Raw genomic sequence first — 21685 nt, 5'->3', positions numbered from 1 at the left:
CCACATTTGTGGGCCTTTTTTATATTTTATTTTTAGCTTAGTAAAGAATGTAAGAATACTAGGCTAATGGCGAGAGGGCATACAAACTTAGTGTACCAAGGCCATATTTTCCAAAATAAGGTGTTATGTACTTCAGGATTACCTTGCTGGATTGCTTTGAGCAATGACGACCTGTACCAGATCCACCCTACAAAAATACAACACATAAGTCCTAATAACGGTTGCGCGACTTTAGTAGTTAAGGTGATCACTAAGCCAAATAACGCGCCTAGGTTACATACAATGGTAATACTGACAATGGCAATCAAAGCACCAATTAACCACGTGGCTTGCACACGTTTCATTGCAAAACGCTCTACAGTGTACGACACCGGCGCTTCAAGCATTGAAATAGACGAGGTCAGTGCGGCAATACTCATTAATGCAAAAAAAGCAAAGCCAACAAATAAACCAACACCACCCATACCATCAAATAGGGCGGGTAAAACCTGAAATACTAAAGTGTCTTCTGAGAGCAGCTTGCCTGTTGTTGACGAGAATATTTCAACACCTTGTGCTTGTGCAACATACATAGCGGGGATAATCAGTAAGCCCGCTACAAATGCTATAAATACATCAATAAGCGTAACATAAGCACCTAAAGAGACGAGGTTTTCCTTTTTACTGATATATGAGCCATAAATAATCATTACACTGGTACCCAGTGATAATGAAAAGAAGGCTTGCCCTAATGCACTGACTAATAACGTAGGATCAAAAATAGAAGAAAAATCGGGGACTAAGTAAGCTTTTAACCCCTCAACAGCCCCTTCTTGAGTCATTACATAGGCAATTAAAGCAAACAAAATTCCGAGCAGAGCGGGCATTAAACGTTTTGACCACTTTTCAATACCGTTTTCAACACCGCGGCTAATAATAGCAACGGTTAAAATAATAAATACCACAGTAAAAAGAATATTACGTGTAAGTGACTGTTCACTTAGCCACGAAGATGCAGCATCAGCACCTATGAGTGTGGTTACAGGCTCCAGAGTTGCACTTAACATCCAACCAGCAACAATCGCATAAAAGCTGAGTATAAAGCCTGCACATAAAATACCGCCAAAGCCAACCGCAAAAGCAAACTGCTTTTGCCAAGGTTTAGTGGTTAATTTAGTTAATGAAGAAACCGCATTAGCTTGTCCATGGCGACCTATCATCAGTTCTGCCATTAAAGCGGGATAGGCTAAAAAGAAGGCCAGTACTAAGTACGCGACTAAAAAGGCAGCCCCCCCATTACTTGCTGTTTGTGTTGGGAAACCCCAAATATTACCAAGCCCAACAGCAGACCCTGCTGCGGCCATTATAAAACCAAAGCGGGAGCTAAACTCACCTCTGACTGCACTCATATTATTCTGCTTCTCTATTTTTTGACGCCGCTGACAATCTACTGGAATTGTAAATAAATAAAAAGTGCTTATTTGACTAAGTTGCACAATTATTGCGTTTTATTTTCAGATATAAATAACACGTGCGTATTTTGATTATAAATAGCACGATTTCTTTAATTATATTGCGTTAGTTAGAAGCGATAGTGCTTGGTTGATTAACCTTCATGCTGAGCAATACTTAATGTAAAGCAGGCTCCACCAAGTTGCTCGCTTTTGCTTACTGCTACAGTACCATGATGCCAATCTGCGACTTTGGCAACGATCGCTAACCCGAGTCCGTAACTATTGTCACTGCGATTGCGGTGGCTACGTTCACGAAAGAACGGGCTAAATACTTTATGGTTATTTTCTTGAGCTATTCCTGGGCCATCATCGGCAATGCTAATAACTAAAACGTGTTCTTGCACTGAAGCTGTTACTTTAATGTGATGATGTGCAAAATCGCAGGCATTATTAATTAAGTTAGCGATTGCTCTTGCTAGCCAATGTAAGTCAGCATATATAATATGATCATCGCACTCTAAAGAGATTTTGAGCGAACGTGCGGCTATTTTAGGTTCAAGTTGCGACATAATATCACTGAGGTAATGTTTAATATTTGCTGATGAGTAAGTAAGTTTATTGGCATTTTGTTCCAAAGTAGCAAACGCTAAATAGCTTTTTAACATTGACTCCATATGATCCAAATCGGTCTCCATACGGGTTAAATAATGCTTTATTTTACTCTCGTCATGAGTATCAAGGGCGGCGTCAACACCAAAGCGTAAGCAGGCTATTGGAGTTCTAATGTCATGGGATAGGCTTGAGGCCATCAGTTTATTTTCAGCAACTAACTTTTCAATTTGGCTCGCCATACGGTTAAAAGTCAGTTCCACATCTTTTATATAGGTAAAACGAGAGGGCTTAATTCGCGCTTTAACGTTACCAGATGCGAACTGTTTTGCCGCATCATTTAATACCGTGAGGCGTTTTGCTAAAGGGGTAATAATAAAGCCCATAAAAACACATAAGCCAGTATAAAATAGCAGTGTTAAAATTATGTCGTTTCGCTGTGTGCTTTCGTAAAGCTTATCTAAACGCATGGTTAAATGATAAGGGCTTAATGCATCATTCGTGTAGAGCATGTAAAAGCCTTGCTCGTCCTCGAGTATTAACCCGCCTTGGGTTTGCATTTTATCTAATAACTCTGATGGCAGTGCGAGTGACTGGTTTAATTTGTAGTTAAGAGCTAGATTAAAATCTCTGGCTAACTGAGTTACCTGCTCAGGGCGTGCTTGTGGTTTTATAGCCGTGAGTTGTTCACTTAAACCAACAATAATTTGGCTTTGTAAACTAAACTCATCGAGTGGCGCATGCGCTTGTTGACTAAATGCATCAATGAGCCAACCTAAAACAATAATTGAAAGCAGCGCACTGCCCAGTAGTGAAATATAAAACTTTTTCATTGATGCTATTCCATATTAATAGCGCAGGCTTGGTACATTAAAGTGACGTTTATTTATAAGCACTCTGGTATTAAAAGTTACCACGCTGTAGTCACGAATAAATAACCACGGCCCCAAATAGTTTTTATTTTTTCTGGTTTTTGCGGATCATCATTAAACTTTTTACGTAAAGCAGAAATAAGTACATCAACGCTTCTATCTAAGCCATCATACTCCCTGCCTTTGGTTGCTTTGAATACCGCATCACGCGATACTACTTGCCCAGCGTTGCTCGCTAAATAATGCAGTAATAAGTACTCTGCGCTTGAAATATTTATATCTTGTTGGTTGAGTGTGACGTTACGAGATTCGGTATTAATACTTAATTGACCGATATTGATCATACTCGTTTGAGCATCAGTGTTAGGCATGTCGTTGCTGTAACGTAAAGCCGACTTAATACGGGCAAGCAATGCACGAGGGCGAACAGGTTTTATTATGTAATCGGTAGCACCGACTTCAAGCCCAATGACCTCATCCATTTCTTCATCTCGTGCGGTGAGCATAATTATAGGGGCATGATAAAAGCTTCGTAACTCACGACATACACTAATACCATCAAGTCCGGGTAACATAATGTCGAGTAAAATAAGTTGTGGATTTAAATGCTTTACTTGGCTTACAACCTCATCACCGCGATGACACACATGCACAATATAACCTTGCTCAGTTAAATACTCAGTCACCCATTGTGCAAGAGAGATATCATCTTCAACCAGTAAAATAATACCGTAATTATCCATAAGCTTTCTTCGTATACCTAAATGATATTTTAGCTAGTAAAATGTGTTTAATAGTTGGCTGATTTAAAATAACCGCCAGCGCCGCTTTTTTTGCCTATTTTGATACACCCATTGTAATTTTACTTCGCTTACAGCAATGACTTGTGATGTATTACTATCAAATAGCTCAAATGAAATGCTTTGTGTTGAGTCAAAAGCATAATTAAACGAACCTTGTCGCTGCTTAAGCCAGCACTGCATAATGTATTTTGAAGTCGCGTCGCGTAAGCAATAATTCCCCACTTCCGGTTGCTGCCACGACAAAACGACATCGGCGTAACAGTGGCGTCCTTCACGTAAGGCTACACAGGTATCCGGTACGGCAGTGAGCTCACTGGGCGCTTGTGTTGTCACTGCCAGTAAAGAGCCTGAGTATGTAAACAACAAACAGTAAAAAAATCTAAAGTACATAACGCAGGCCTACCTTGGCTTTGTGTTGATATCCTTGGGAAATAATTGGGCTGTCATCAATCTCTTTTGAAAACCATGTAGTTAACCAGCCCGCTAAAAATACCCAATCTTGATTAATTGGATATTCAGCATGAAATTCAAACATAATACTGGTACTGGCATCGGTATTATAAATAGGACGGATTGCATTTGCTTCATCGCTATCAATACCAAAGTAATAGTTTGTAAAATCAGCAGAGTAGGCGCTTAGGCCAATACCGGAGCGAAACTCCCAATTGCGCCAAGGTTGAATATGGCTGAAGAACACATTGGCAACCCAGCCGTTATGAGCACCAGATATATCATGTAAGTATTCAAGGGAAATTTGTGAATTTTCAAATCGGCGTGTTAATCGAAGGCCGGTGTCAAAATCATAGTTACGCTTTTTTATACCACGCAGTGGATCAATTACCCCGTCGTTGTAAAAGCCTAAACCTTGCTCATCAAACCCCGCTTGAATATTGGTACCTAATAAATCAAGGCCCCAATCATATTTGTTAATTAAGCTATAGCCTAAAACAAGTCCACCGCTGAGCTGATTATGGTCAAAATCAAGGTAAAAATTGTCGTAAGAAACGGCAAGACTCAAATCTAGCTCTGCGCCAACATCATAGGAGTTCATGCCAACTAAATAAGAGTCTTCAATGTAATAACCCGCACCAGCACTCCAATCCCAAGCAAACCCAGTTGTGGGCTCTAAGGTATTATCGGCATAGTAACGATTGCTGGCGTTGCTTTGAGTACTAAAAATGGCGGCAACTAATAAGGCTGCACAACCAAAAGATTGTTTAAGTGAAGTATGCGTCATCCTTGGAACCTTAATTAGAGTTTGCTAAAGAGGCTAGGGTCTGTTGACCTTTGCGGATTAAAATTTGTTCAAACTATGGGCGGTTTAATCGCGGCGCGAGGTTTGTAACCTAGTGGGCTAAGTAAAAACCGAGCAAAGCTTCCGCGTCCTGCTCACGCCCCTTACCTACATCCATGTAGGCAACAAAGAGTAAATCGCCCCTAGGCAGAACCTTTCGGGCAGCGCCTGTTTGGCATTGATGCTGCGTTATCGCCTATTTATGGGGAACAACCACACCACATAGGCTCTGCCTTGCCTAAATACCAAACAGCCTGCTGCAAATTCAACCTTGAAAGGTCAACAGACCCTAGTATATTGTCAAACTCTTGGCTAAATCTGTAAAAAAATGTAGCGGTCGTCCTAACAACTACTGAACTTTAATTTTATCAATAAGAATACTGCTTAGATAAAATTGCATCATGGGAGTGAGCGCGCTTATTTCGGTGCGTGTACATGGCCCATTTAATTTAGTTAAACGACTCAGTTTCGTAATGGTTTTATACGCAGGGGCTGTTACTTCACTATTAAGTTCAGCTCGCTTTAGGCGAGCCTGCTCGGTGTTGTGCTTATGTATAAATGCAACAACTTCCAGCTCATTAGTGATCTTCTTTTCTTCGCTGAAGCTATAAACTAGAGGTTCACGATGAAAGCTTGCACTGTCAATTGATGATTTAGCAAACCACACCACATCGCCTGATGCTTTGTGAGTAAGTCGCATGCTAACTTGGGCTAATATATTTGCGCATTGTTGCGAAGGAAATTGCTGCGCAACTTTTGAAAACAGTGAATATGGTTTTTCTGGTTGCGCTAAGGTGTACTTGGTATCATCTACAAATTCCAGATCAACTTGATGAATGGCTAACGTGTAATCGCTATTCTCGCTTGTGGTCACCTTAAGTTGTTTATCAATTAAGGCTTGGCTTATTTGAGAGACTAAAGTGTCTGTAACGCTTGCACGGTCTACAATGACTCTTACGGTTTGATTTTTTTTCACGTTGTGAGCAGGTAATTGCACCGACTTCACTTTTGGTGAAGCATGCTCAGTTTCATACTTTAACTGGTAAGTTTGGCTCTTAAGCATAGGCTTTGCAGGCATTGCTAGAGGCTCTGCGGGTTGTTTAACGACAGCACAACCTGACGCTAATATTATAAAAAGTGATACAACTAAAAAACGCATAAATATTTTACATCCACTCAAAAGCCATTGTTCGGACATATTGTACGTTAGTCCGAACAAAAGTTCATGATATTATAACGGTCGATTATGACTAAAAAAGAAAAATTAGCTAAGAATGAAGTATTTTAACACCTTACCCTTTTACTTTTTTGCTGTGTGCCTTATGGGGACGCATTTGCAGGCGAGCGCAAGCACAGATCCTGATTGGGAAGCATTTGTTAAAAGTTATGGACGCTATACAGAAAAAAAACTAAAAATAAAAAAAATCCCAGGAGGAGCGCTTTCTATTGTCAACTCCCAAGCGCGTGACTATATCCATACTATGGGCCATACAAAGGTACGCAGTGGACAAAAAATTAATCCGCACACTCGGTTTCGTTTAGCTTCAGTATCGAAAACATTTGCAGGGTCGTTAGCGGCTAAACTTGCAAATGAACAGCGGCTCAACCTTTATTTACCTGTTAGTCACTATTTACCTGACTTTAAGCAAACTGGTTATAAAGATGATTTAAAAGTTTTTCATATTTTAAGCCATTCTAGTGGGTTAGTGCCCAATGCTTACGATAACTTAATCGAATCGCGAATGGGCTATAACGATATTGTTGAAAAACTATTGAGTGTCAAACCCATTTGTGACCCCGGTGATTGTTATGGTTATCAAAATGTGATGTTTAGCTTAATTGACGATGTGATTTTAAAAAGCACCAACAAAACCTATACCCAGTGGCTCAATGACGCGTTTTTTACCCCTTTAGAAATGAGTGATGCTAGTTTAGGTTACGATGCCATGGTGCAAGATAATAACTATGCACACCCTCACGTGCGTGGTAAAAAGCGTTGGTATAGCGCCCGTTTAAAAAAGAATTATTACAAAGTTGCACCCGCGGCAGGGGTTAACGCCAGTGCATCAGATATGGCTATTTGGTTAAATGCGCAATTAGGACAATATCCAGCGGTATTATCATTAGACGCATTAGCTACCCAAACGCGTCCGTACACGCACACTAAAAAAGAACGTTATCGACGGGTGTGGCGAGAACACATGAATGAAGCCTATTATGGGCTGGGTTGGCGTGTGTATGATTATAATGATGAAACGCTTTACTATCACAGTGGTTGGGTACAAGGATACCGAAGTGATTTAGTGATTTTTCCGCATTTAAACGTAGGCTTTAGCTTAATTTTAAATGCAGAAACAGGGCTTATTAATGAGCTTACCACGGAATTCATAGACCGTTTATTGGCATACAAACGAGGCAAAAAATAATGAGCTCATTGATAAAATCAGCATGGATAGCATTACTGTTACTCGTTTGCCATCCTGCTTTTTCTGCGCCTGAACAACTTTATTTGTTTCGCCATAGTGAAAAACAAACAGGCAGTAATCCATATTTAACAGAGCAAGGGCAGGCGCGTGCTGAGTATTTGGTTTCGTTGGTTAACATTTATCCACACATAACTTTATACAGTAGTAATTATAACCGCACATTAAGCACTGCAGCGCCTTTAGCTAGGTATTTTAATATTAAAGTTATTACTTATAATGCTGCCGATTTAACGACATTGAAAAATCAGTTGTTAGCACAAAGTGGTGTTGTGGTGGTTATAGGGCATAGTAACACCACGCCGCAATTAGCTTCGTTATTGAGTAACCAAACTATTGAGAATATGGATGAGGGGCAGTACGGGCACTATTACTCACTTAGTAGGCTTGAGCATGGCAGCTACAAAGCAAACTTGCGAATAATGGATTTTTAATCCATTTATAAAAAAAACCAGCCGCGGCTGGTTTTTTTTATAGCTTTACAACGGGCTATTAGCCGCGAGGTAACTGAATTTTTTTCTCTGGGCTTTGACGGTAAAGCACAATCGTATGACCAATTGTTTGTAATTTGGTGGCCCCTGTTTCGCGAACAATGGCATCAAAAATAAGCTTTTTGGTTTCACGATCGTCAGTTGGCACTTTCACTTTAATTAATTCGTGAATTTCTAATGCGCTTTGGATTTCAACTACTACGCCTTCGGTTAAACCGTTAGAACCTAGTAAAACTACAGGCTTAAGGCTATGTGCCTGACCTTTTAAAAACTGCTTTTGTTTGTTTGATAATGTCATGATATTACAAATTTTGCTGAATATGGCTTGAATTAAGGGTATTCTAACGCCATCTAGAGAATATTACTAATTAGTTGCGTGTTAATTTATGACAAATAAAAAACAGTCAGCCAGTTCACAGCGTTGGCTTAAAGAACATTTTGATGATAAATATGTTCAAGAAGCGCAAAAAAAAGGCTGGCGCTCTCGAGCTGTTTTCAAATTAGACGAAATCCAAAACAGAGATAAGTTATTGCGTCCAGCAATGACGGTGGTTGATTTAGGCGCAGCCCCAGGGAGTTGGTCACAATACCTAGCAGAAAAAGTAGGTGACAAAGGCCAAGTGGTTGCGTGTGATATTTTACCTATGGATTCATTAGCGGGTGTTGACTTTTTACAAGGTGACTTTCGTGAAGAGGCTGTACTTAATGCGCTATTAAAACGCATTGATGGTAAAAATGTAGATGTGGTATTGTCTGATATGGCACCTAACATGAGTGGCAATAACTCGGTTGATCAGGCAGGTAGCATGTACTTGGTTGAGCTTGCACTTGATATGTGCCACCAAGTTTTAAAGAAAAATGGCGCGTTTATTGTTAAAGTATTCCAAGGTGAAGGCTTTGATCAATATTTGCAAGATGTACGTAATAGTTTTAAAGCAGTGAAGATACGTAAACCGGATGCCTCGCGTCCCCGTTCTCGGGAAGTATATATAGTAGCGACTGGATACAAACTGTAGTACAGTTGCTTGGCGTTTAGTTGAATTTAAATTAATTGGATACAAGAGGTTAACCCCTTGAGCGATATGGCGAAAAATCTAATACTCTGGCTGGTTATTGCAGTTGTGCTTATGTCAGTATTTCAGAGCTTTAATGGCGGCGATCAAGTTGATCGTCAAACAAGTTACAGTCAATTTGTTAAAGATGCCCGCAGCGGCTCTATACAAGAAGTGTCTATTGAAAGTGGCAGTGGCACAATTACTGGCATAAAAAATAGTGGCGAGCGTTTTCAAACGATAATGCCGATCTATGATAAAGATATTTTAAATGATTTGTTAAAAAGCGATGTAAATGTCAAAGGTGTTAAACCTGAGGAACAATCGTTTTTAGCAAGCATTTTCATTTCTTGGTTCCCTATGATACTGCTAATTGGTGTGTGGATTTTCTTCATGCGTCAGATGCAAGGTGGCGGTGGCAAAGGCGCCATGTCATTTGGTAAAAGTAAAGCCCGTTTAATGAGTGAAGATCAAGTCAAAACGACTTTTGCTGATGTAGCTGGCTGTGATGAAGCCAAAGACGATGTAACCGAGCTGGTGGACTTTTTACGTGACCCTTCTAAGTTCCAAAAATTAGGTGGTAGTATTCCTAAAGGTGTACTTATGGTTGGTCCTCCTGGTACGGGTAAAACCTTGCTTGCTAAAGCGGTTGCTGGTGAAGCAAAAGTACCATTCTTTACCATCTCGGGTTCTGATTTTGTTGAAATGTTTGTGGGTGTAGGTGCATCACGTGTACGTGACATGTTCGAACAAGCTAAAAAAGCAGCACCTTGTATCATTTTCATTGATGAAATCGATGCGGTAGGGCGTAAACGTGGCGCAGGTATGGGCGGCGGTCACGATGAACGTGAGCAAACGCTTAACCAAATGCTAGTTGAAATGGATGGCTTTGAAGGTAATGAAGGTATTATCGTTATTGCTGCGACTAACCGTCCTGATGTTTTAGACCCAGCATTACTTCGTCCTGGTCGTTTTGACCGTCAAGTTGTGGTTGGTTTGCCAGATATTCGTGGTCGTGAGCAAATCCTAAAAGTACACATGCGTAAAGTACCTTTAGGTGATAACGTTGAAGCAGCAGTGATTGCACGTGGTACACCTGGTTTCTCAGGGGCTGATCTTGCTAATCTAGTGAATGAGGCCGCTCTTTATGCAGCTCGTGGTAATAAGCGTGTTGTTAGTATGGCTGAATTTGACGCTGCAAAAGATAAAATCATGATGGGTGCTGAACGTAAGACCATGGTGATGAGCGAGCAAGAAAAAGAAATGACGGCTTACCATGAAGCAGGTCATGCCATTGTAGGTCGTATGGTGCCTGAGCACGATCCGGTTTATAAAGTATCTATTATTCCACGTGGCCGAGCGTTAGGTGTGACAATGTATTTACCAGAGCAAGACCGTGTTAGCCATTCTAAAGAACTGCTTGAATCTATGATTTCTAGCCTCTATGGTGGCCGTATTGCAGAAGCCATTATTTATGGTGAAGACAAAGTAACTACAGGTGCAAGTAACGATATCGAACGTGCAACTGACATTGCTCGCAAAATGGTTACACAATGGGGCTTAAGCGAAAAGCTAGGTCCATTACTTTATGCTGAAGATCAAAACGAAATGTATATGGGTGGCGGCGGTGGTCGTTCTATGAGCATGTCGGATGAAACAGCCAAAGTAATTGATGCAGAAGTACGTTTATTCTCAGACCGCAACTATCAACGTGCAGAATCAATATTGAAAGAAAATATTGATATTTTACACGCAATGAAAGATGCACTGATGAAGTATGAAACTATCGATGCGAAACAGATTGATGATTTAATGGCACGTCAGCCGGTACGTGAACCACGTGATGCGCATGACCGTCATGAAGCTAAACCAGAAAAAGAAGATGTTTCTAAAGATAAAGCAGTTGATGAAATCCAAAAACCAACTGACGAATCTAAAAAAGATGAGTCTAAAAAAGATGAGTCTAAAAAAGATGAGTCTAAAAAAGATGAAACAAACCTTGATGATAAAGCTGAATAATCGTTAAAATAACGTATCCAAAAGCCCCGAAGTTCGGGGCTTTTTTGTATCAGTTTGCTGTGATTAACCCAAATTACACTCAACAAACACATATTAAGGTTAGCGATGAATAATAAAATTAACCTTGCGCGTGGTCGAACGCTTGACCTTAGCGAGCCCGTTATTATGGGAATAGTAAACGTTACTCCTGATTCATTTTCGGATGGTGGCCAGTTTTTTAATACGACAGCTGCGCTAAATCATGCGATGCAATTACTTGATGATGGCGCGACTATTCTAGATATTGGCGGCGAATCAACACGCCCAGGTGCGCCCGATGTTAGCCTTGAAGACGAACTGCAGCGCGTAATTCCGATTATTAAGGCTATTCGTGAGCAAAGTGATTGCATTATTTCAATCGATACCAGTAAAGCTGAGGTCATGCGTCAAGCCATTGAAGCCGGTGCGGATATAGTAAATGATGTGAGAGCTTTACAAGAGGACGATGCGCTTGCTGTCGTTGCGCAGTACCCTGATGTGGCGGTGTGCTTAATGCATATGCAAGGACAGCCGCGAAGTATGCAAAACGACCCTCACTATGATGATTTAGCAAGCGAGATAAATGACTTTTTTAACCAGCGAATCGCTGCATGCGAAACTGCTGGCATAAAGCAAAGCCAGCTAATATTAGACCCTGGTTTTGGCTTTGGAAAAACACTTAAACACAATTATCAAATATTGGCTCAATTTAATGACTACGCGCAGTTTGGCTTACCGCTGCTGGCAGGGTTATCGCGTAAGTCAATGATTGGTAATTTACTCAACAGAGATACAGAAAATAGATTAGCAGGCAGTTTAGCTGGCGCATTAATAGCTGCACAAAATGGTGCGCATATTATTCGTGTGCATGATGTAAAAGAAACCGCAGACGTGCTTGGCGTATATCAAGCCTGCAAACAAGGAGTACTTTAAATGAAAGAAAGAAAATATTTTGGCACAGATGGTGTGCGTGGTTTAGTGGGGCAAGGACCTATTAATCCTGAATTTGCAATGAAACTAGGTTGGGCTGCAGGGCGTGTATTATCGCAACACGGTACAAAAAAAGTCATTATTGGTAAAGACACTCGTATTTCTGGTTACATGCTTGAAACCGCACTAGAGTCTGGTCTAATTGCAGCCGGTATTGATGTTATTTTACTTGGTCCTATGCCAACGCCTGCCGTTGCGTATTTAGCGCAAACGTTTCGCGCAGAAGCAGGTATTGTGATCAGTGCATCCCATAATCCTTACTACGATAACGGTATTAAGTTTTTTAATGGCCAAGGCTTAAAGCTAGATGATGTTGTAGAGCTGCAAATTGAAGCCATGCTTGACGAACCAATGACATGTGTAGCCTCTGATAAGCTAGGTAAAGCAACACGCTTATCAAGCGCTGATGGCCGTTATATTGAGTTTTGTAAAAGCCAGTTCCCACAAGGCTTATCACTTGAGGGATTAAAAATAGTCTTAGATTGTGCCAACGGTGCAACGTATCACATAGCGCCTTCAGTAATGCGAGAGCTTGGTGCTGAGGTGATCACTCATGCGTGTGAGCCAAATGGGGTGAACATTAACCACGAATGTGGCGCAACTCACGTAGATACACTAAAGCAAAAAGTACTTGAGCATAAAGCGGATGTAGGTATTGCCTATGATGGCGACGGCGACCGTGTAATGATGGTTGATCATAATGGCCGTGTATTTGATGGTGATGATTTAGTTTATATTATTGCCTGTCAAGCTGCTCAAGATGACAACTTAGGTGGTGGTGTTGTTGGTACTGTAATGTCGAATATGGGCCTTGAGAATGCATTAAAAGCTAAAAATATTGCTTTTGCTCGCAGCAAAGTGGGTGACCGTTATGTGATGGAGCTACTGCAGCAAAAAGGCTGGAAAATAGGTGGTGAAAGCTCAGGTCATGTTTTAAATCTAGATTTGATTAGCACTGGCGATGGCATTATTTCAAGCTTGCAAGTACTTGCTGCTATGGTGGCACAAAACCGTACACTTCAAGATTTAGGCGCTGGATTTACTAAGTACCCAATGAAAATGATTAACGTGCGATACACTGCCGGTACCGATCCGACCCAAGCGCCAGAAGTGCTTGCTGCAGTGGCTGAAGTAGAACAAAGCTTAGCAGATAAAGGCCGCGTATTACTGCGTAAATCTGGTACTGAACCTGTTGTACGGGTGATGGTTGAAGCAGAGCAAGAAAAAATAGTTATCGACAGTGCACAGAAAATAGCAGCGGTTGTCGAATCTATGAGCAAACAAACTGATTGATAACAATAACCTCTTGTAACTTTGGGCGAGTCGAGTTAATATCTCGCCCGCTTTCTAATGTGGAGTGGAAAAATGGCAACACGCAAGGCGATGGTCGCAGGCAACTGGAAAATGAATGGCTCATTAGAGCTTGTTGAACAACTGTCTGATGCTATTAACAATGTTAAATCTGCTGAAGTAAACATTGTTTTATTTCCTCCGTTTCCACTGGTATCAGCAATGATTGCAAGTGGTGTAACTACCGGAACACAAACCGTTTCAGAGAATACACCCGGTGCTTTTACTGGTGAAGTAGATGCCCAGCTGATTAAACAGTTAGGTGCAAAGTATGTACTGGTTGGTCATTCAGAACGACGCAGCATATACAAAGAAAGTAACGATACCGTAGCCGCAAAATTTGCTCGCGCACAACAAGTAGGTTTAACGCCTGTTTTATGTGTTGGAGAGAGCGAAATAGAGCAAGAAAACGGGCAAACAGAACAGGTAGTTGCTGCGCAGATTGACGCAGTAATTAATAAATTAGGTGTAGCAGCACTGAAAGAATCTGTGATAGCATATGAGCCCGTTTGGGCTATAGGCACAGGTAAGACTGCATCGCCTGAACAGGCACAAAGTGTTCACAAATTTATCCGTGACAAAATTGCTTCACTAGACAGCGATTTAGCACAAGGGCTAACCATCTTATATGGTGGTAGCGTTAATGAAAAAAATAGCGAATTATTATTTGCACAAACAGATATAGACGGCGGGCTAATTGGTGGCGCAAGTTTAAAAGCAGAATCATTCACTGCTATCTGCAATAGTGCAAAAGGGACCGTATAAGATGTACGAAATTTTATTAGTAGTGTATTTAGTTGTAGCTTTAGCGCTTGTTGGTATGGTTTTGATCCAGCAAGGTAAAGGTGCTGACATGGGCTCATCATTTGGTGCGGGCGCATCGTCTACTGTTTTTGGTTCTTCAGGAGCCGGTAACTTTATGACGAAAACAACAACAACTTTAGCAACAATCTTTTTTGTGTTGAGTATTGTTTTAGGTAACCTAACTGCCGGTCAAATTAAAAAGACTGACGAATGGGAAAACTTAGAAGCTGCTCCAGCTGTTGAAACTGTTAACCCAGTTGAAGAAGATGTTCCTGTAACATCAACTAAAGAGCAAAGCTCTGACGTACCAAATTAATTTAGTTTAAATTGTTAAGTTGCTTTCTTTCCTCAAGTTAGCGTCAAGACTTAACACCAAGCAATAGCTTAAAAAATGCGGATGTGGTGGAATTGGTAGACACGCTACCTTGAGGGGGTAGTGCTTTCGGGCGTGGGGGTTCAAGTCCCCCCATCCGCACCAAATACAAAAACCAGTAACAGTAATGTTACTGGTTTTTTTGTGCCTGAAATTTAAAATATTAAACAACTCTTTTTAGATTAATGTTGAACATTGGAGAGAACACTCTATATTTCAATTGTTAGTGTTTATAAAAGAATACTGCTGTATATTTAATTTTATGTATAAAAAGCGTCGAAAGTTAAAAATAAAGTTAACATTTTTGAATCTTAAGCCGATAATAACTATAGATAATTAAACGGGGTAAATTAATATGGCTTCAGGTTTCTCTTTTAAAAACCTCAGCATTACTAAAAAAATACATGCAATTACATCTATAGCGATTATCGCATTCTTAGTAATTGTTTTGGTTAATTACTTTGCTATGAACGAAAATCGCATATCACTTGATGAAATGGAGAAGTCTTCTTATAAAGTAGCCAAATTAACCCTGGCTAACGTAAGTATTTTAGAAAAGTTAGATGAGTTATACACTCAGGCTGTAACCTTTGGTGAACAAGACTTAGTAACAAAAGCGGGGGAAACTTATCAGCAGCTCACTACGAACCTAGACGCAATAGAAGCAATTAATGCATCATATATTAATAGCGACACAAAAACGCGGCTGGCTAATTATGAGAAAATATCTTCAACTATCGCCAATGGTATGGTTAATGGCACAGCTGACTTTAGTAAAATACAACAACAGGCTCAGCTTAAAACAAGCCTTTTTGAGGCTGTTTTAACTAGCTTTAAAAGCGCGCAGCAAAAAGCAGATGATCGCTTTTTCCAACTTGTTGCTAATACAAAAGCACGCTCAGATGATGCGCTTAATTTAATGCTGCTTGTTGCGGTTGTATCATTAGTGCTGCTATTACTTATGGCTATTTGGATTGCACGTAATATTGGTTCATCAGCCAGTGATGCCGCTAATAACCTGAGTCTTCTAGCAAGTGGCAAAGGGTCGTTAAGTACCAAGCTTGCCGTTAACTCTGAAGATGAAATAGGGCAGGTATCTATAAACTTTAATGCCTTTATTAGTTTACTAAGAGAAACCGTTTTAGAAGTCATCGCGGTATGTGAACCGTTAATGGAAAATTCAACCCGGCTTGTGCAAGGAATGGAGCGAGCTGAGCGAGCAACCACTAAACAAACCACCGATGCCGATGTTGTTAAACAGTCGATGGAAGAAATGAAGCAAAGCGTTGGCGATATTTCACAATCAGCTGCGAGCGCATCTAATGCCGTGCAAACAGCAGAAAAAGAGGTAGATCAAAGCCGTGCGCAAGTAAAAATGTCTGTTAATGCGTCGCGCACTTTAAGCGATGAAATTAATATAGCGGCCAACACTATTAATAAGTTAGCCGATGACACTAAAAATGTATCGCAAATACTAAATGTAATCACCTCCATTGCCGAGCAAACAAACTTGTTAGCGTTAAATGCTGCAATAGAAGCTGCGCGCGCAGGTGAGCACGGTCGTGGCTTTGCTGTGGTTGCTGATGAAGTCCGCGAGCTTGCATCACGCACAGCACAATCTACCAATGAAATTCGTGAGCTATTAAGTACCCTAAGTGTTGCTGCCAATGAATCTGTAACGGCTATGACATCTGCAAGAGACATGGCCACAGATAATGCCAGTGCAGCAGAGCAAACCGGTGTCTCGATTGAAAAAATAGCAGAGCAAATATTAGAAATTAATGGGATGAACTCGCAAATTGCAGCAGCAACAGAAGAGCAAACCTCAGTAGCCGCAATGGTTGTAGATAACGTATCTAATATGCATGTTTCATTTGAAGATACGATGAGCTCACTTAAAGCGGTAAGAGATGTGGCTAAAAACTTACATTACCTTTCAGATAACCTATTAGATGCAACTGCTAAGTTTAAAATTGAGTAGTCGTTAAGACACCACTTTAACGTTTTATGAAGGTTGTAAATGTTATAGATATAAAAAAGCCCGCAATAAAGTATTTATTGCGGGCTTTTGTTTTTAACCTAGTAGATTAATATTTACCTACTACTTTTACTTTATCACTTGCTTTAGCGCTATCGATATAGCCAATTGCATCTGCATTAGCAGCTACAAAATCAATCACAGCTTGGTCATTATCAAGTTTACCTGGAGGCGTGCCTTTACCAGTAAAAACCAGCTTTGACCAATAGGCATTTAATTGACTGCCTGACTTACCAACAAGTTTGTCGTTAAATTCATCAGCTACTGCAGTGCCATTTTGGTTAACAGGATTTACTTTGGTACCATCAGCAAACGATTTGCTCTTGCCAAGGTATATTTTTTTAATATCATCTTGGCTCACTGCATTGGCATTAGCTGGATTTACAATTACAGCAACTTCAGCAAATGCTATTGTGCTACACAGTGTTAGCATGCTGGCTAAAATTAATTTTTTCATCATACGCTCCTATTAAAATACTAAATCAACGCCAACGGCGACTACGTCAGTTTCAGTATTTGTTATGTCATCTTCAAAGCGACTAAAATCTACTTTTAAGGCTGCCATTGGGTGGAAGTCATAGCGAGCACCAATCGTGTATACATTACTCTTAGCTTTAGAGCCTTCTAAAGCTTGGTTAAGACCTGCGTTTAAAGGTGGAACAGTTGGTAGTGCATTATAACGGCTGCTGTCGTGCTTATCGTCGTTGTTTTCGTATGTTAAGTGAACGGTTACCTCGTCCATACGGTAGCCTAAAGAGGTGTAGTATTGAGTTTGTTTAGCGAGTGCGCTGTTCTCAACTTCAAATTCTGTGTATTCGGCATCAAACAAGATATTGTTGTAATCGATTGAGAAACCGAAAGCGAGGAAGTAGCTATCATCCTCATTTATTGCTATATCATTTGCTTGGTCTGAAAACCCTGAACTACGAAGTGCTTGCTCAAGTCCATTAAGAGCCATACCTTCAGCCGTATCATTTTGAATACCGATACTCGTATCTGCAATGAAATATGCAGCGCGAGCACTAAACCAATCGTATGACAATGACCAGTTAACCCCGGCCATGTTGTTAAGCTCGGTATCTCCATTTACTGATACTACAGCGATATTATCGTCGAAACTGCCATAAACAACTTGCACAGTCGAATCCCAATCACCAAGTTGAGTTGTATGTAATAAGCTCAGGCCTTCATAGGTTGAGAACGGTAAGTTATATACAGACTGAGGCGGACGTACCCAGCGGTAGGTATAGCCAACATCTAAAAAGTCAGAATAGCGAAATAGAGGAAGACGCATTTTTCCTGCGCTTAATTGTAAGTCATCTGAGAATTCATATGTTAAGTACGCCCATTCAAAATCAGCGTCAAAATCATTTGCCCCGCGAGCTACTATCTGCGCTGTGGCGGTTAGCTTCTCTTGCAAATCAGCGGTTAGCTGAAGCGCAAATACGCTTTCATTTTTAAATGAAATATCATCATCATATCCATATAACGTTTGATCACTATCGAGCGACTTACCACCGACAATAGAAGCAAACCCATTAATACGAACCTCAGCACTTGCGCTGCTTGTGGCAAGTGCGCAACAAATTGCTACTGCTACAGATAGTTTTTTCATTGTGTATCCTATTTAATTTCATGTGTATCCCGCTGCAGTATAAGATGAGTATTAACTTTTTTCTAATTAAAATTAATGAATTAAGTACTTTTTACTGCTTTTTTGCAACATCAATGTAGTGGAATTATTGAAATTTAAGCACTTTTTGTTTTTAGCTTATGTAACTAACTGAGTTGTTTGGATTATTAATTATGAGAGGGAAGTTGATAAAGTAAGTATTAAGTAGTGTTTTTTTAGTTATGAACGCGAATTTATATTTTTTAGGTTATCTTGGCACCAACGAATTGCCTGCTGCTTATTTTTGACCGCTATTTTTTTATAAATTTTATGTAAGTGAACTCTTACTGTTGCTTCACTTATAAATAAACTATCAGCAATAGCACTGGAGTGAAGTCCACTAAAAAGTAGGTTGAGTACTTTAATTTCTTTATCGGTTAAATTACTTGTTTGCAAAGCATTCTTTTGTTCTGTATCGAGCATTTGACGCATCCAAATGTCACTAATGGTTCGTGGAAACCACAATTCGCCTTGTTTAATTGCTTCTAGCCCCCTAGTAAACAACTCTTCACTAGTATCTTGATAAAAAAGACCTTTTAAATTTGGCCATTCTTTCAGTGAAACGGCATCAGTATCTTTAGGAATATTATAAATAACTAACCCTTGGTAATTATTTGTATGAATAAATTGGTTTAAAAGTTCGTAGTTAGTTAGGGAGTTAAGGGCTGAGTAGCATACTAATAATATGTCGTTATTCAATGTAGTAAAAAATAATGGATTATAGTGGTTGTTGTTAAAAAGCATGTTAGTTGATTGTGTGGTCTGTTTTTTTGTCATGCTTTTCACCTAAAAATGGTTCTGCTTTATATTTAAATATAAAGGGTCTTTGGATATTGTCATAATTTCAAGCAGTTTTAATGTGTTTTCCACAATAAACGGTGTGTACGATTAATGAACAATTCAGTTGGTGGTTAATATTAAAGTATTAATTTATAACCAAAGCTGCGTCATTGTTGAGGTAATTAGTTTAGATTAAAAAAGCTAAAAATTATTTTTTTTGCTTAAACTAAAGTTAAATATACATATTGTAACTTTTATGTAATACAATACACTCCCAGAGGAAAGATGCATCTAAAGCATCTTTTTTTATGCCTACAATTTATGTTTACACAGCATAACGCATAATTAAATTAATACCCTTTGGAGAAAACCTTGAAATTACGCACCCTCTCACAGTTAAGTTTAGCGGTTATTGCAGCCCTAACAACTTCCGCAAATGCACAAGAAGCTAAAACGACAGCCAAACAAGACGCGTTTGAAAAAATTGAAGTGACAGCTCGTAAACGTACAGAGAGCTTGTTCGAATCTCCAACTGCGATTACATCAATAGGTGCTAACCTTATTGATAAAGCCAATATGGGTAACTTAGAAGATATTGGTAAATACGTTCCTAACTTAAATATTACTCGCTATGGTGTTGGTAACGCAGCGCATGCTTCAGTATTCATTCGTGGTATTGGCTTGCAAGATCACATTATAACCACAGATCCTGGCGTAGGTGTTTACCTAGACGGTGTTTATTTAGGCCGCCAAATGGGATCTAACTTATCACTTCCTAATGTTGAGCGTGTTGAAGTTCTGCGTGGACCACAAGGCACACTTTATGGCCGTAACACATTAGGTGGCGCGGTAAATGTAATTACTAAACAACCAGGTGATGAGGGCATTTTAACGACATCGGCTAAAGTCGGTAGTCGTGGTCGTATCGCTGGTGATATTTACTTCAATGATGCATTAACTAATGATTTAAGCATGTCGGCAAGTGCGTCATATAAGCAACGTAATGGGGTAGGAACAGCGGTAAATTTAGTTAACCCTGAAAAAGAAATTGGTGAAGAGCAAGAGTTTAGTGGTCGTATTGCGCTTAAATACGAAGCAACCAGTGATTTAGCGTTTACCTTCTCGCTAGATGGCGTTGATAATGAATCAGGCCAATCGCCTTATACTATTGAGCTTACTGAACCATTAGATTCAAGTAATGTATTCAATGGTGATTTCCCATTATTAACTGAAGACTTACTTCCAGCGAATCCTGATGATTTAGGCACAACAGTTGCCGGTATTGAATCAACCTCATATTCTGGTTGGGGCACGTCATTCACAGCTGATTGGGCGATTAATAACACATATACAGCCAAGTTTATTTCAAGCTACCGTACCTCTGAATATGAAGGTGGTTTAGATGATGATGCATCTCCACTTAACTTATCAGAGTTCCCAGAAGTGGGCGGTGCAGATCAATACTCTTTTGAACTTCAACTAAACGCCACGTTTGATAAAATGGACTTTGTTTCTGGCTTATACTTCTTTAATGAAGATGGCTTTACTCGCTCTGAAGATTTTGTATTTAGCCCGTTTAATACACCTGATGGCGTGCTAAATGATGGTGTTACTCCTTCATTTGGTGGCTTTGGATTTTTTGAAATTAATCAAGAAACTAACTCATACGCAGCTTACATTAATGGTAGTTACGATTTAACTGATGATTTAACAATAGGCGGTGGCCTTCGTTACTCAGAAGATAAAAAAGATGCTAATGCCATTTTCCCAACTTTCCCTGAGCGAAAGGACATTAGTGCAGACTTTAATGCAGTAACATGGGACATTAATGCTTCATACCAGCTTAGCAATAATATGAACGTGTATGGCCAAGTACAAAAAGGTTACCAAACCGGTGGTTTCCCACCGCGCCCATTCGGTGGTCCGGATCAGTTTGTATCGTTTGATGAAACCAAAGCAGTTAACTACGAGATTGGTTTAAAAGGCCAAGTACATGAAAATGTGTCTATGATGCTTGCAATGTTTGTTACTGACTACACTGATTTAGCACTGCCATTCTCAGATCCAACTGCAGGTGGTGGCTTTGTAACTATCGTTGAAAATGCAGGTCAGTCTAAAGCGCAAGGTATTGAGCTTGAAACCACAATTGCACTAACCGACGACTTTACTATTCGCACTGCAGTAGGCTACTTAGATTCTGAAATTACAGAAGTAGCTGAGGGCGTACAAGGTATTGGCAAAGGCGACTCACCAGCACTGACACCTCGTTGGACAGTAATGGTTGCTCCATCTTACTTTGTTGATTTAAGCAATGGTGGCACGGTTGCATTAAATGCAAACTACTCGTACCGCAGTGAAATGCAAGGTCAGTCAGTTTTCAACAAAAGTGAAACGATTGATTCGCGTGAGCTAGTTGGTTTTAATATTTCTTACACTAACCCATACGGCGATATGGAAGTAACGCTATATGGTGAGAATGTATTAAACGAAGTTTACGATGTAGGTCGCTTGCAGCAAACTGGCTTTGTTGGCGTAATGCGCAGTAATGATCGTAGTGAGTTTGGTTTAAAATTCAAAAAAGACTTTGAACTATAATCCATAATT

Annotated in this window: 20 protein-coding genes and 1 tRNA gene; 11 read left to right on the top strand and 10 right to left on the bottom strand. The window is 40.0% G+C overall.

Annotated elements, in window-relative coordinates; all coding sequences use genetic code 11:
* Nucleotides 1-32: 32 nt before the first annotated feature.
* The 6 genes from AC27JR_RS12650 to AC27JR_RS12625 all read right to left on the bottom strand — a co-directional run bounded on the left by AC27JR_RS12650 (nucleotide 33) and on the right by AC27JR_RS12625 (nucleotide 6170).
* Nucleotides 33-1388 (bottom strand): sodium-dependent transporter, encoded by a 1356-nt coding sequence (locus tag AC27JR_RS12650; RefSeq protein WP_076920429.1) that lies wholly within the window; start codon nucleotides 1386-1388, stop codon nucleotides 33-35.
* A gap of 197 nt (nucleotides 1389-1585) precedes the next feature.
* Entirely contained in the window at nucleotides 1586-2875 is a 1290-nt protein-coding gene (locus AC27JR_RS12645; RefSeq protein ID WP_487173794.1) for a sensor histidine kinase, read from the bottom strand.
* A gap of 77 nt (nucleotides 2876-2952) precedes the next feature.
* Entirely contained in the window at nucleotides 2953-3657 is a 705-nt protein-coding gene (locus AC27JR_RS12640; RefSeq protein ID WP_487173793.1) for a response regulator, read from the bottom strand.
* Nucleotides 3658-3720: 63 nt separating this feature from the next.
* The gene (locus tag AC27JR_RS12635; protein WP_008112677.1) at nucleotides 3721-4107 is read right to left on the bottom strand and encodes a DUF3019 domain-containing protein; all 387 of its coding nucleotides are present in this window, start codon (nucleotides 4105-4107) and stop codon (nucleotides 3721-3723) included.
* Nucleotides 4097-4954: a MipA/OmpV family protein gene (locus tag AC27JR_RS12630; RefSeq protein WP_487173792.1), complete on the bottom strand. Its 858-nt coding sequence runs from the start codon at nucleotides 4952-4954 to the stop codon at nucleotides 4097-4099. The genes AC27JR_RS12635 and AC27JR_RS12630 overlap by 11 nt, the downstream gene beginning before the upstream one ends.
* Nucleotides 4955-5360: 406 nt before the next feature.
* Nucleotides 5361-6170 (bottom strand): hypothetical protein, encoded by an 810-nt coding sequence (locus AC27JR_RS12625; protein WP_487173791.1) that lies wholly within the window; start codon nucleotides 6168-6170, stop codon nucleotides 5361-5363.
* Nucleotides 6171-6285: 115 nt separating this feature from the next.
* Here AC27JR_RS12625 and AC27JR_RS12620 point away from each other — a divergent pair, with 115 nt between their 5' ends.
* Nucleotides 6286-7437, top strand: a complete 1152-nt coding sequence (locus AC27JR_RS12620; protein ID WP_487173790.1) for a serine hydrolase domain-containing protein — start codon at nucleotides 6286-6288, stop codon at nucleotides 7435-7437.
* Nucleotides 7437-7928 (top strand): SixA phosphatase family protein, encoded by a 492-nt coding sequence (locus tag AC27JR_RS12615; protein ID WP_487173789.1) that lies wholly within the window; start codon nucleotides 7437-7439, stop codon nucleotides 7926-7928. The genes AC27JR_RS12620 and AC27JR_RS12615 overlap by 1 nt, the downstream gene beginning before the upstream one ends.
* 58 nt (nucleotides 7929-7986) lie before the next feature.
* Here the strand turns inward: AC27JR_RS12615 and yhbY are convergent, their stop codons facing one another.
* A complete protein-coding gene (yhbY, locus tag AC27JR_RS12610; RefSeq protein WP_008112687.1) occupies nucleotides 7987-8283 on the bottom strand; it encodes a ribosome assembly RNA-binding protein YhbY in 297 nt (98 codons plus the stop codon).
* 88 nt (nucleotides 8284-8371) lie between these two features.
* Between yhbY and rlmE the strand changes: the two genes are divergently transcribed.
* The 8 genes from rlmE to AC27JR_RS12570 all read left to right on the top strand — a co-directional run bounded on the left by rlmE (nucleotide 8372) and on the right by AC27JR_RS12570 (nucleotide 16572).
* On the top strand, nucleotides 8372-9001 hold the full coding sequence (rlmE, locus tag AC27JR_RS12605) for a 23S rRNA (uridine(2552)-2'-O)-methyltransferase RlmE (protein ID WP_008112689.1): 630 nt from the start codon (nucleotides 8372-8374) through the stop codon (nucleotides 8999-9001).
* Nucleotides 9002-9067: 66 nt separating this feature from the next.
* Nucleotides 9068-11056, top strand: coding sequence for an ATP-dependent zinc metalloprotease FtsH (gene ftsH, locus AC27JR_RS12600; protein WP_487173788.1), 1989 nt, complete (start codon nucleotides 9068-9070; stop codon nucleotides 11054-11056).
* A 105-nt stretch (nucleotides 11057-11161) separates the two neighbouring features.
* Nucleotides 11162-12007, top strand: coding sequence for a dihydropteroate synthase (folP, locus tag AC27JR_RS12595; RefSeq protein ID WP_008112692.1), 846 nt, complete (start codon nucleotides 11162-11164; stop codon nucleotides 12005-12007).
* Nucleotides 12008-13357 (top strand): phosphoglucosamine mutase, encoded by a 1350-nt coding sequence (glmM, locus tag AC27JR_RS12590; protein WP_008112693.1) that lies wholly within the window; start codon nucleotides 12008-12010, stop codon nucleotides 13355-13357.
* A 72-nt stretch (nucleotides 13358-13429) separates the two neighbouring features.
* On the top strand, nucleotides 13430-14179 hold the full coding sequence (gene tpiA / locus AC27JR_RS12585; protein ID WP_487173787.1) for a triose-phosphate isomerase: 750 nt from the start codon (nucleotides 13430-13432) through the stop codon (nucleotides 14177-14179).
* A 1-nt stretch (nucleotide 14180) separates the two neighbouring features.
* Nucleotides 14181-14534, top strand: coding sequence for a preprotein translocase subunit SecG (gene secG, locus AC27JR_RS12580; protein ID WP_008464781.1), 354 nt, complete (start codon nucleotides 14181-14183; stop codon nucleotides 14532-14534).
* Between the two features lie 77 nt (nucleotides 14535-14611).
* Nucleotides 14612-14696, top strand: a tRNA-Leu gene (locus AC27JR_RS12575).
* Nucleotides 14697-14946: 250 nt separating this feature from the next.
* Complete coding sequence (locus AC27JR_RS12570) at nucleotides 14947-16572, top strand: methyl-accepting chemotaxis protein (protein WP_008464782.1); 1626 nt, start codon at nucleotides 14947-14949, stop codon at nucleotides 16570-16572.
* Nucleotides 16573-16678: 106 nt separating this feature from the next.
* Here the strand turns inward: AC27JR_RS12570 and AC27JR_RS12565 are convergent, their stop codons facing one another.
* The 3 genes from AC27JR_RS12565 to AC27JR_RS12555 form a co-directional block, all read right to left on the bottom strand.
* Nucleotides 16679-17086 (bottom strand): type 2 periplasmic-binding domain-containing protein, encoded by a 408-nt coding sequence (locus AC27JR_RS12565; protein ID WP_487173799.1) that lies wholly within the window; start codon nucleotides 17084-17086, stop codon nucleotides 16679-16681.
* A gap of 12 nt (nucleotides 17087-17098) precedes the next feature.
* Entirely contained in the window at nucleotides 17099-18244 is a 1146-nt protein-coding gene (locus tag AC27JR_RS12560) for a porin (RefSeq protein ID WP_487173786.1), read from the bottom strand.
* A 237-nt stretch (nucleotides 18245-18481) separates the two neighbouring features.
* Complete coding sequence (locus AC27JR_RS12555; protein WP_008465814.1) at nucleotides 18482-19078, bottom strand: LuxR C-terminal-related transcriptional regulator; 597 nt, start codon at nucleotides 19076-19078, stop codon at nucleotides 18482-18484.
* Nucleotides 19079-19453: 375 nt separating this feature from the next.
* Between AC27JR_RS12555 and AC27JR_RS12550 the strand changes: the two genes are divergently transcribed.
* A complete protein-coding gene (locus tag AC27JR_RS12550; RefSeq protein WP_076920411.1) occupies nucleotides 19454-21676 on the top strand; it encodes a TonB-dependent receptor in 2223 nt (740 codons plus the stop codon).
* Nucleotides 21677-21685 lie beyond the last annotated feature (9 nt).

Source organism: Pseudoalteromonas sp. NH0006-26 (assembly GCF_057552415.1).
This window is presented reverse-complemented; position numbering and strand designations above follow the sequence as displayed.

What these genes read in the sequence shown, in the direction of transcription:
- AC27JR_RS12650 (WP_076920429.1), bottom strand. Translation starts at nt 1,388, where the DNA reads ATGAGTGCAGTCAGAGGTGAGTTTAGCTCCCGCTTTGGTTTTATAATG.
- AC27JR_RS12645 (WP_487173794.1), bottom strand. Translation starts at nt 2,875, where the DNA reads ATGAAAAAGTTTTATATTTCACTACTGGGCAGTGCGCTGCTTTCAATT.
- AC27JR_RS12640 (WP_487173793.1), bottom strand. Translation starts at nt 3,657, where the DNA reads ATGGATAATTACGGTATTATTTTACTGGTTGAAGATGATATCTCTCTT.
- AC27JR_RS12635 (WP_008112677.1), bottom strand. Translation starts at nt 4,107, where the DNA reads ATGTACTTTAGATTTTTTTACTGTTTGTTGTTTACATACTCAGGCTCT.
- AC27JR_RS12630 (WP_487173792.1), bottom strand. Translation starts at nt 4,954, where the DNA reads ATGACGCATACTTCACTTAAACAATCTTTTGGTTGTGCAGCCTTATTA.
- AC27JR_RS12625 (WP_487173791.1), bottom strand. Translation starts at nt 6,170, where the DNA reads ATGCGTTTTTTAGTTGTATCACTTTTTATAATATTAGCGTCAGGTTGT.
- AC27JR_RS12620 (WP_487173790.1), top strand. Translation starts at nt 6,286, where the DNA reads ATGAAGTATTTTAACACCTTACCCTTTTACTTTTTTGCTGTGTGCCTT.
- AC27JR_RS12615 (WP_487173789.1), top strand. Translation starts at nt 7,437, where the DNA reads ATGAGCTCATTGATAAAATCAGCATGGATAGCATTACTGTTACTCGTT.
- yhbY (WP_008112687.1), bottom strand. Translation starts at nt 8,283, where the DNA reads ATGACATTATCAAACAAACAAAAGCAGTTTTTAAAAGGTCAGGCACAT.
- rlmE (WP_008112689.1), top strand. Translation starts at nt 8,372, where the DNA reads ATGACAAATAAAAAACAGTCAGCCAGTTCACAGCGTTGGCTTAAAGAA.
- ftsH (WP_487173788.1), top strand. Translation starts at nt 9,068, where the DNA reads ATGGCGAAAAATCTAATACTCTGGCTGGTTATTGCAGTTGTGCTTATG.
- folP (WP_008112692.1), top strand. Translation starts at nt 11,162, where the DNA reads ATGAATAATAAAATTAACCTTGCGCGTGGTCGAACGCTTGACCTTAGC.
- glmM (WP_008112693.1), top strand. Translation starts at nt 12,008, where the DNA reads ATGAAAGAAAGAAAATATTTTGGCACAGATGGTGTGCGTGGTTTAGTG.
- tpiA (WP_487173787.1), top strand. Translation starts at nt 13,430, where the DNA reads ATGGCAACACGCAAGGCGATGGTCGCAGGCAACTGGAAAATGAATGGC.
- secG (WP_008464781.1), top strand. Translation starts at nt 14,181, where the DNA reads ATGTACGAAATTTTATTAGTAGTGTATTTAGTTGTAGCTTTAGCGCTT.
- AC27JR_RS12570 (WP_008464782.1), top strand. Translation starts at nt 14,947, where the DNA reads ATGGCTTCAGGTTTCTCTTTTAAAAACCTCAGCATTACTAAAAAAATA.
- AC27JR_RS12565 (WP_487173799.1), bottom strand. Translation starts at nt 17,086, where the DNA reads ATGAAAAAATTAATTTTAGCCAGCATGCTAACACTGTGTAGCACAATA.
- AC27JR_RS12560 (WP_487173786.1), bottom strand. Translation starts at nt 18,244, where the DNA reads ATGAAAAAACTATCTGTAGCAGTAGCAATTTGTTGCGCACTTGCCACA.
- AC27JR_RS12555 (WP_008465814.1), bottom strand. Translation starts at nt 19,078, where the DNA reads ATGACAAAAAAACAGACCACACAATCAACTAACATGCTTTTTAACAAC.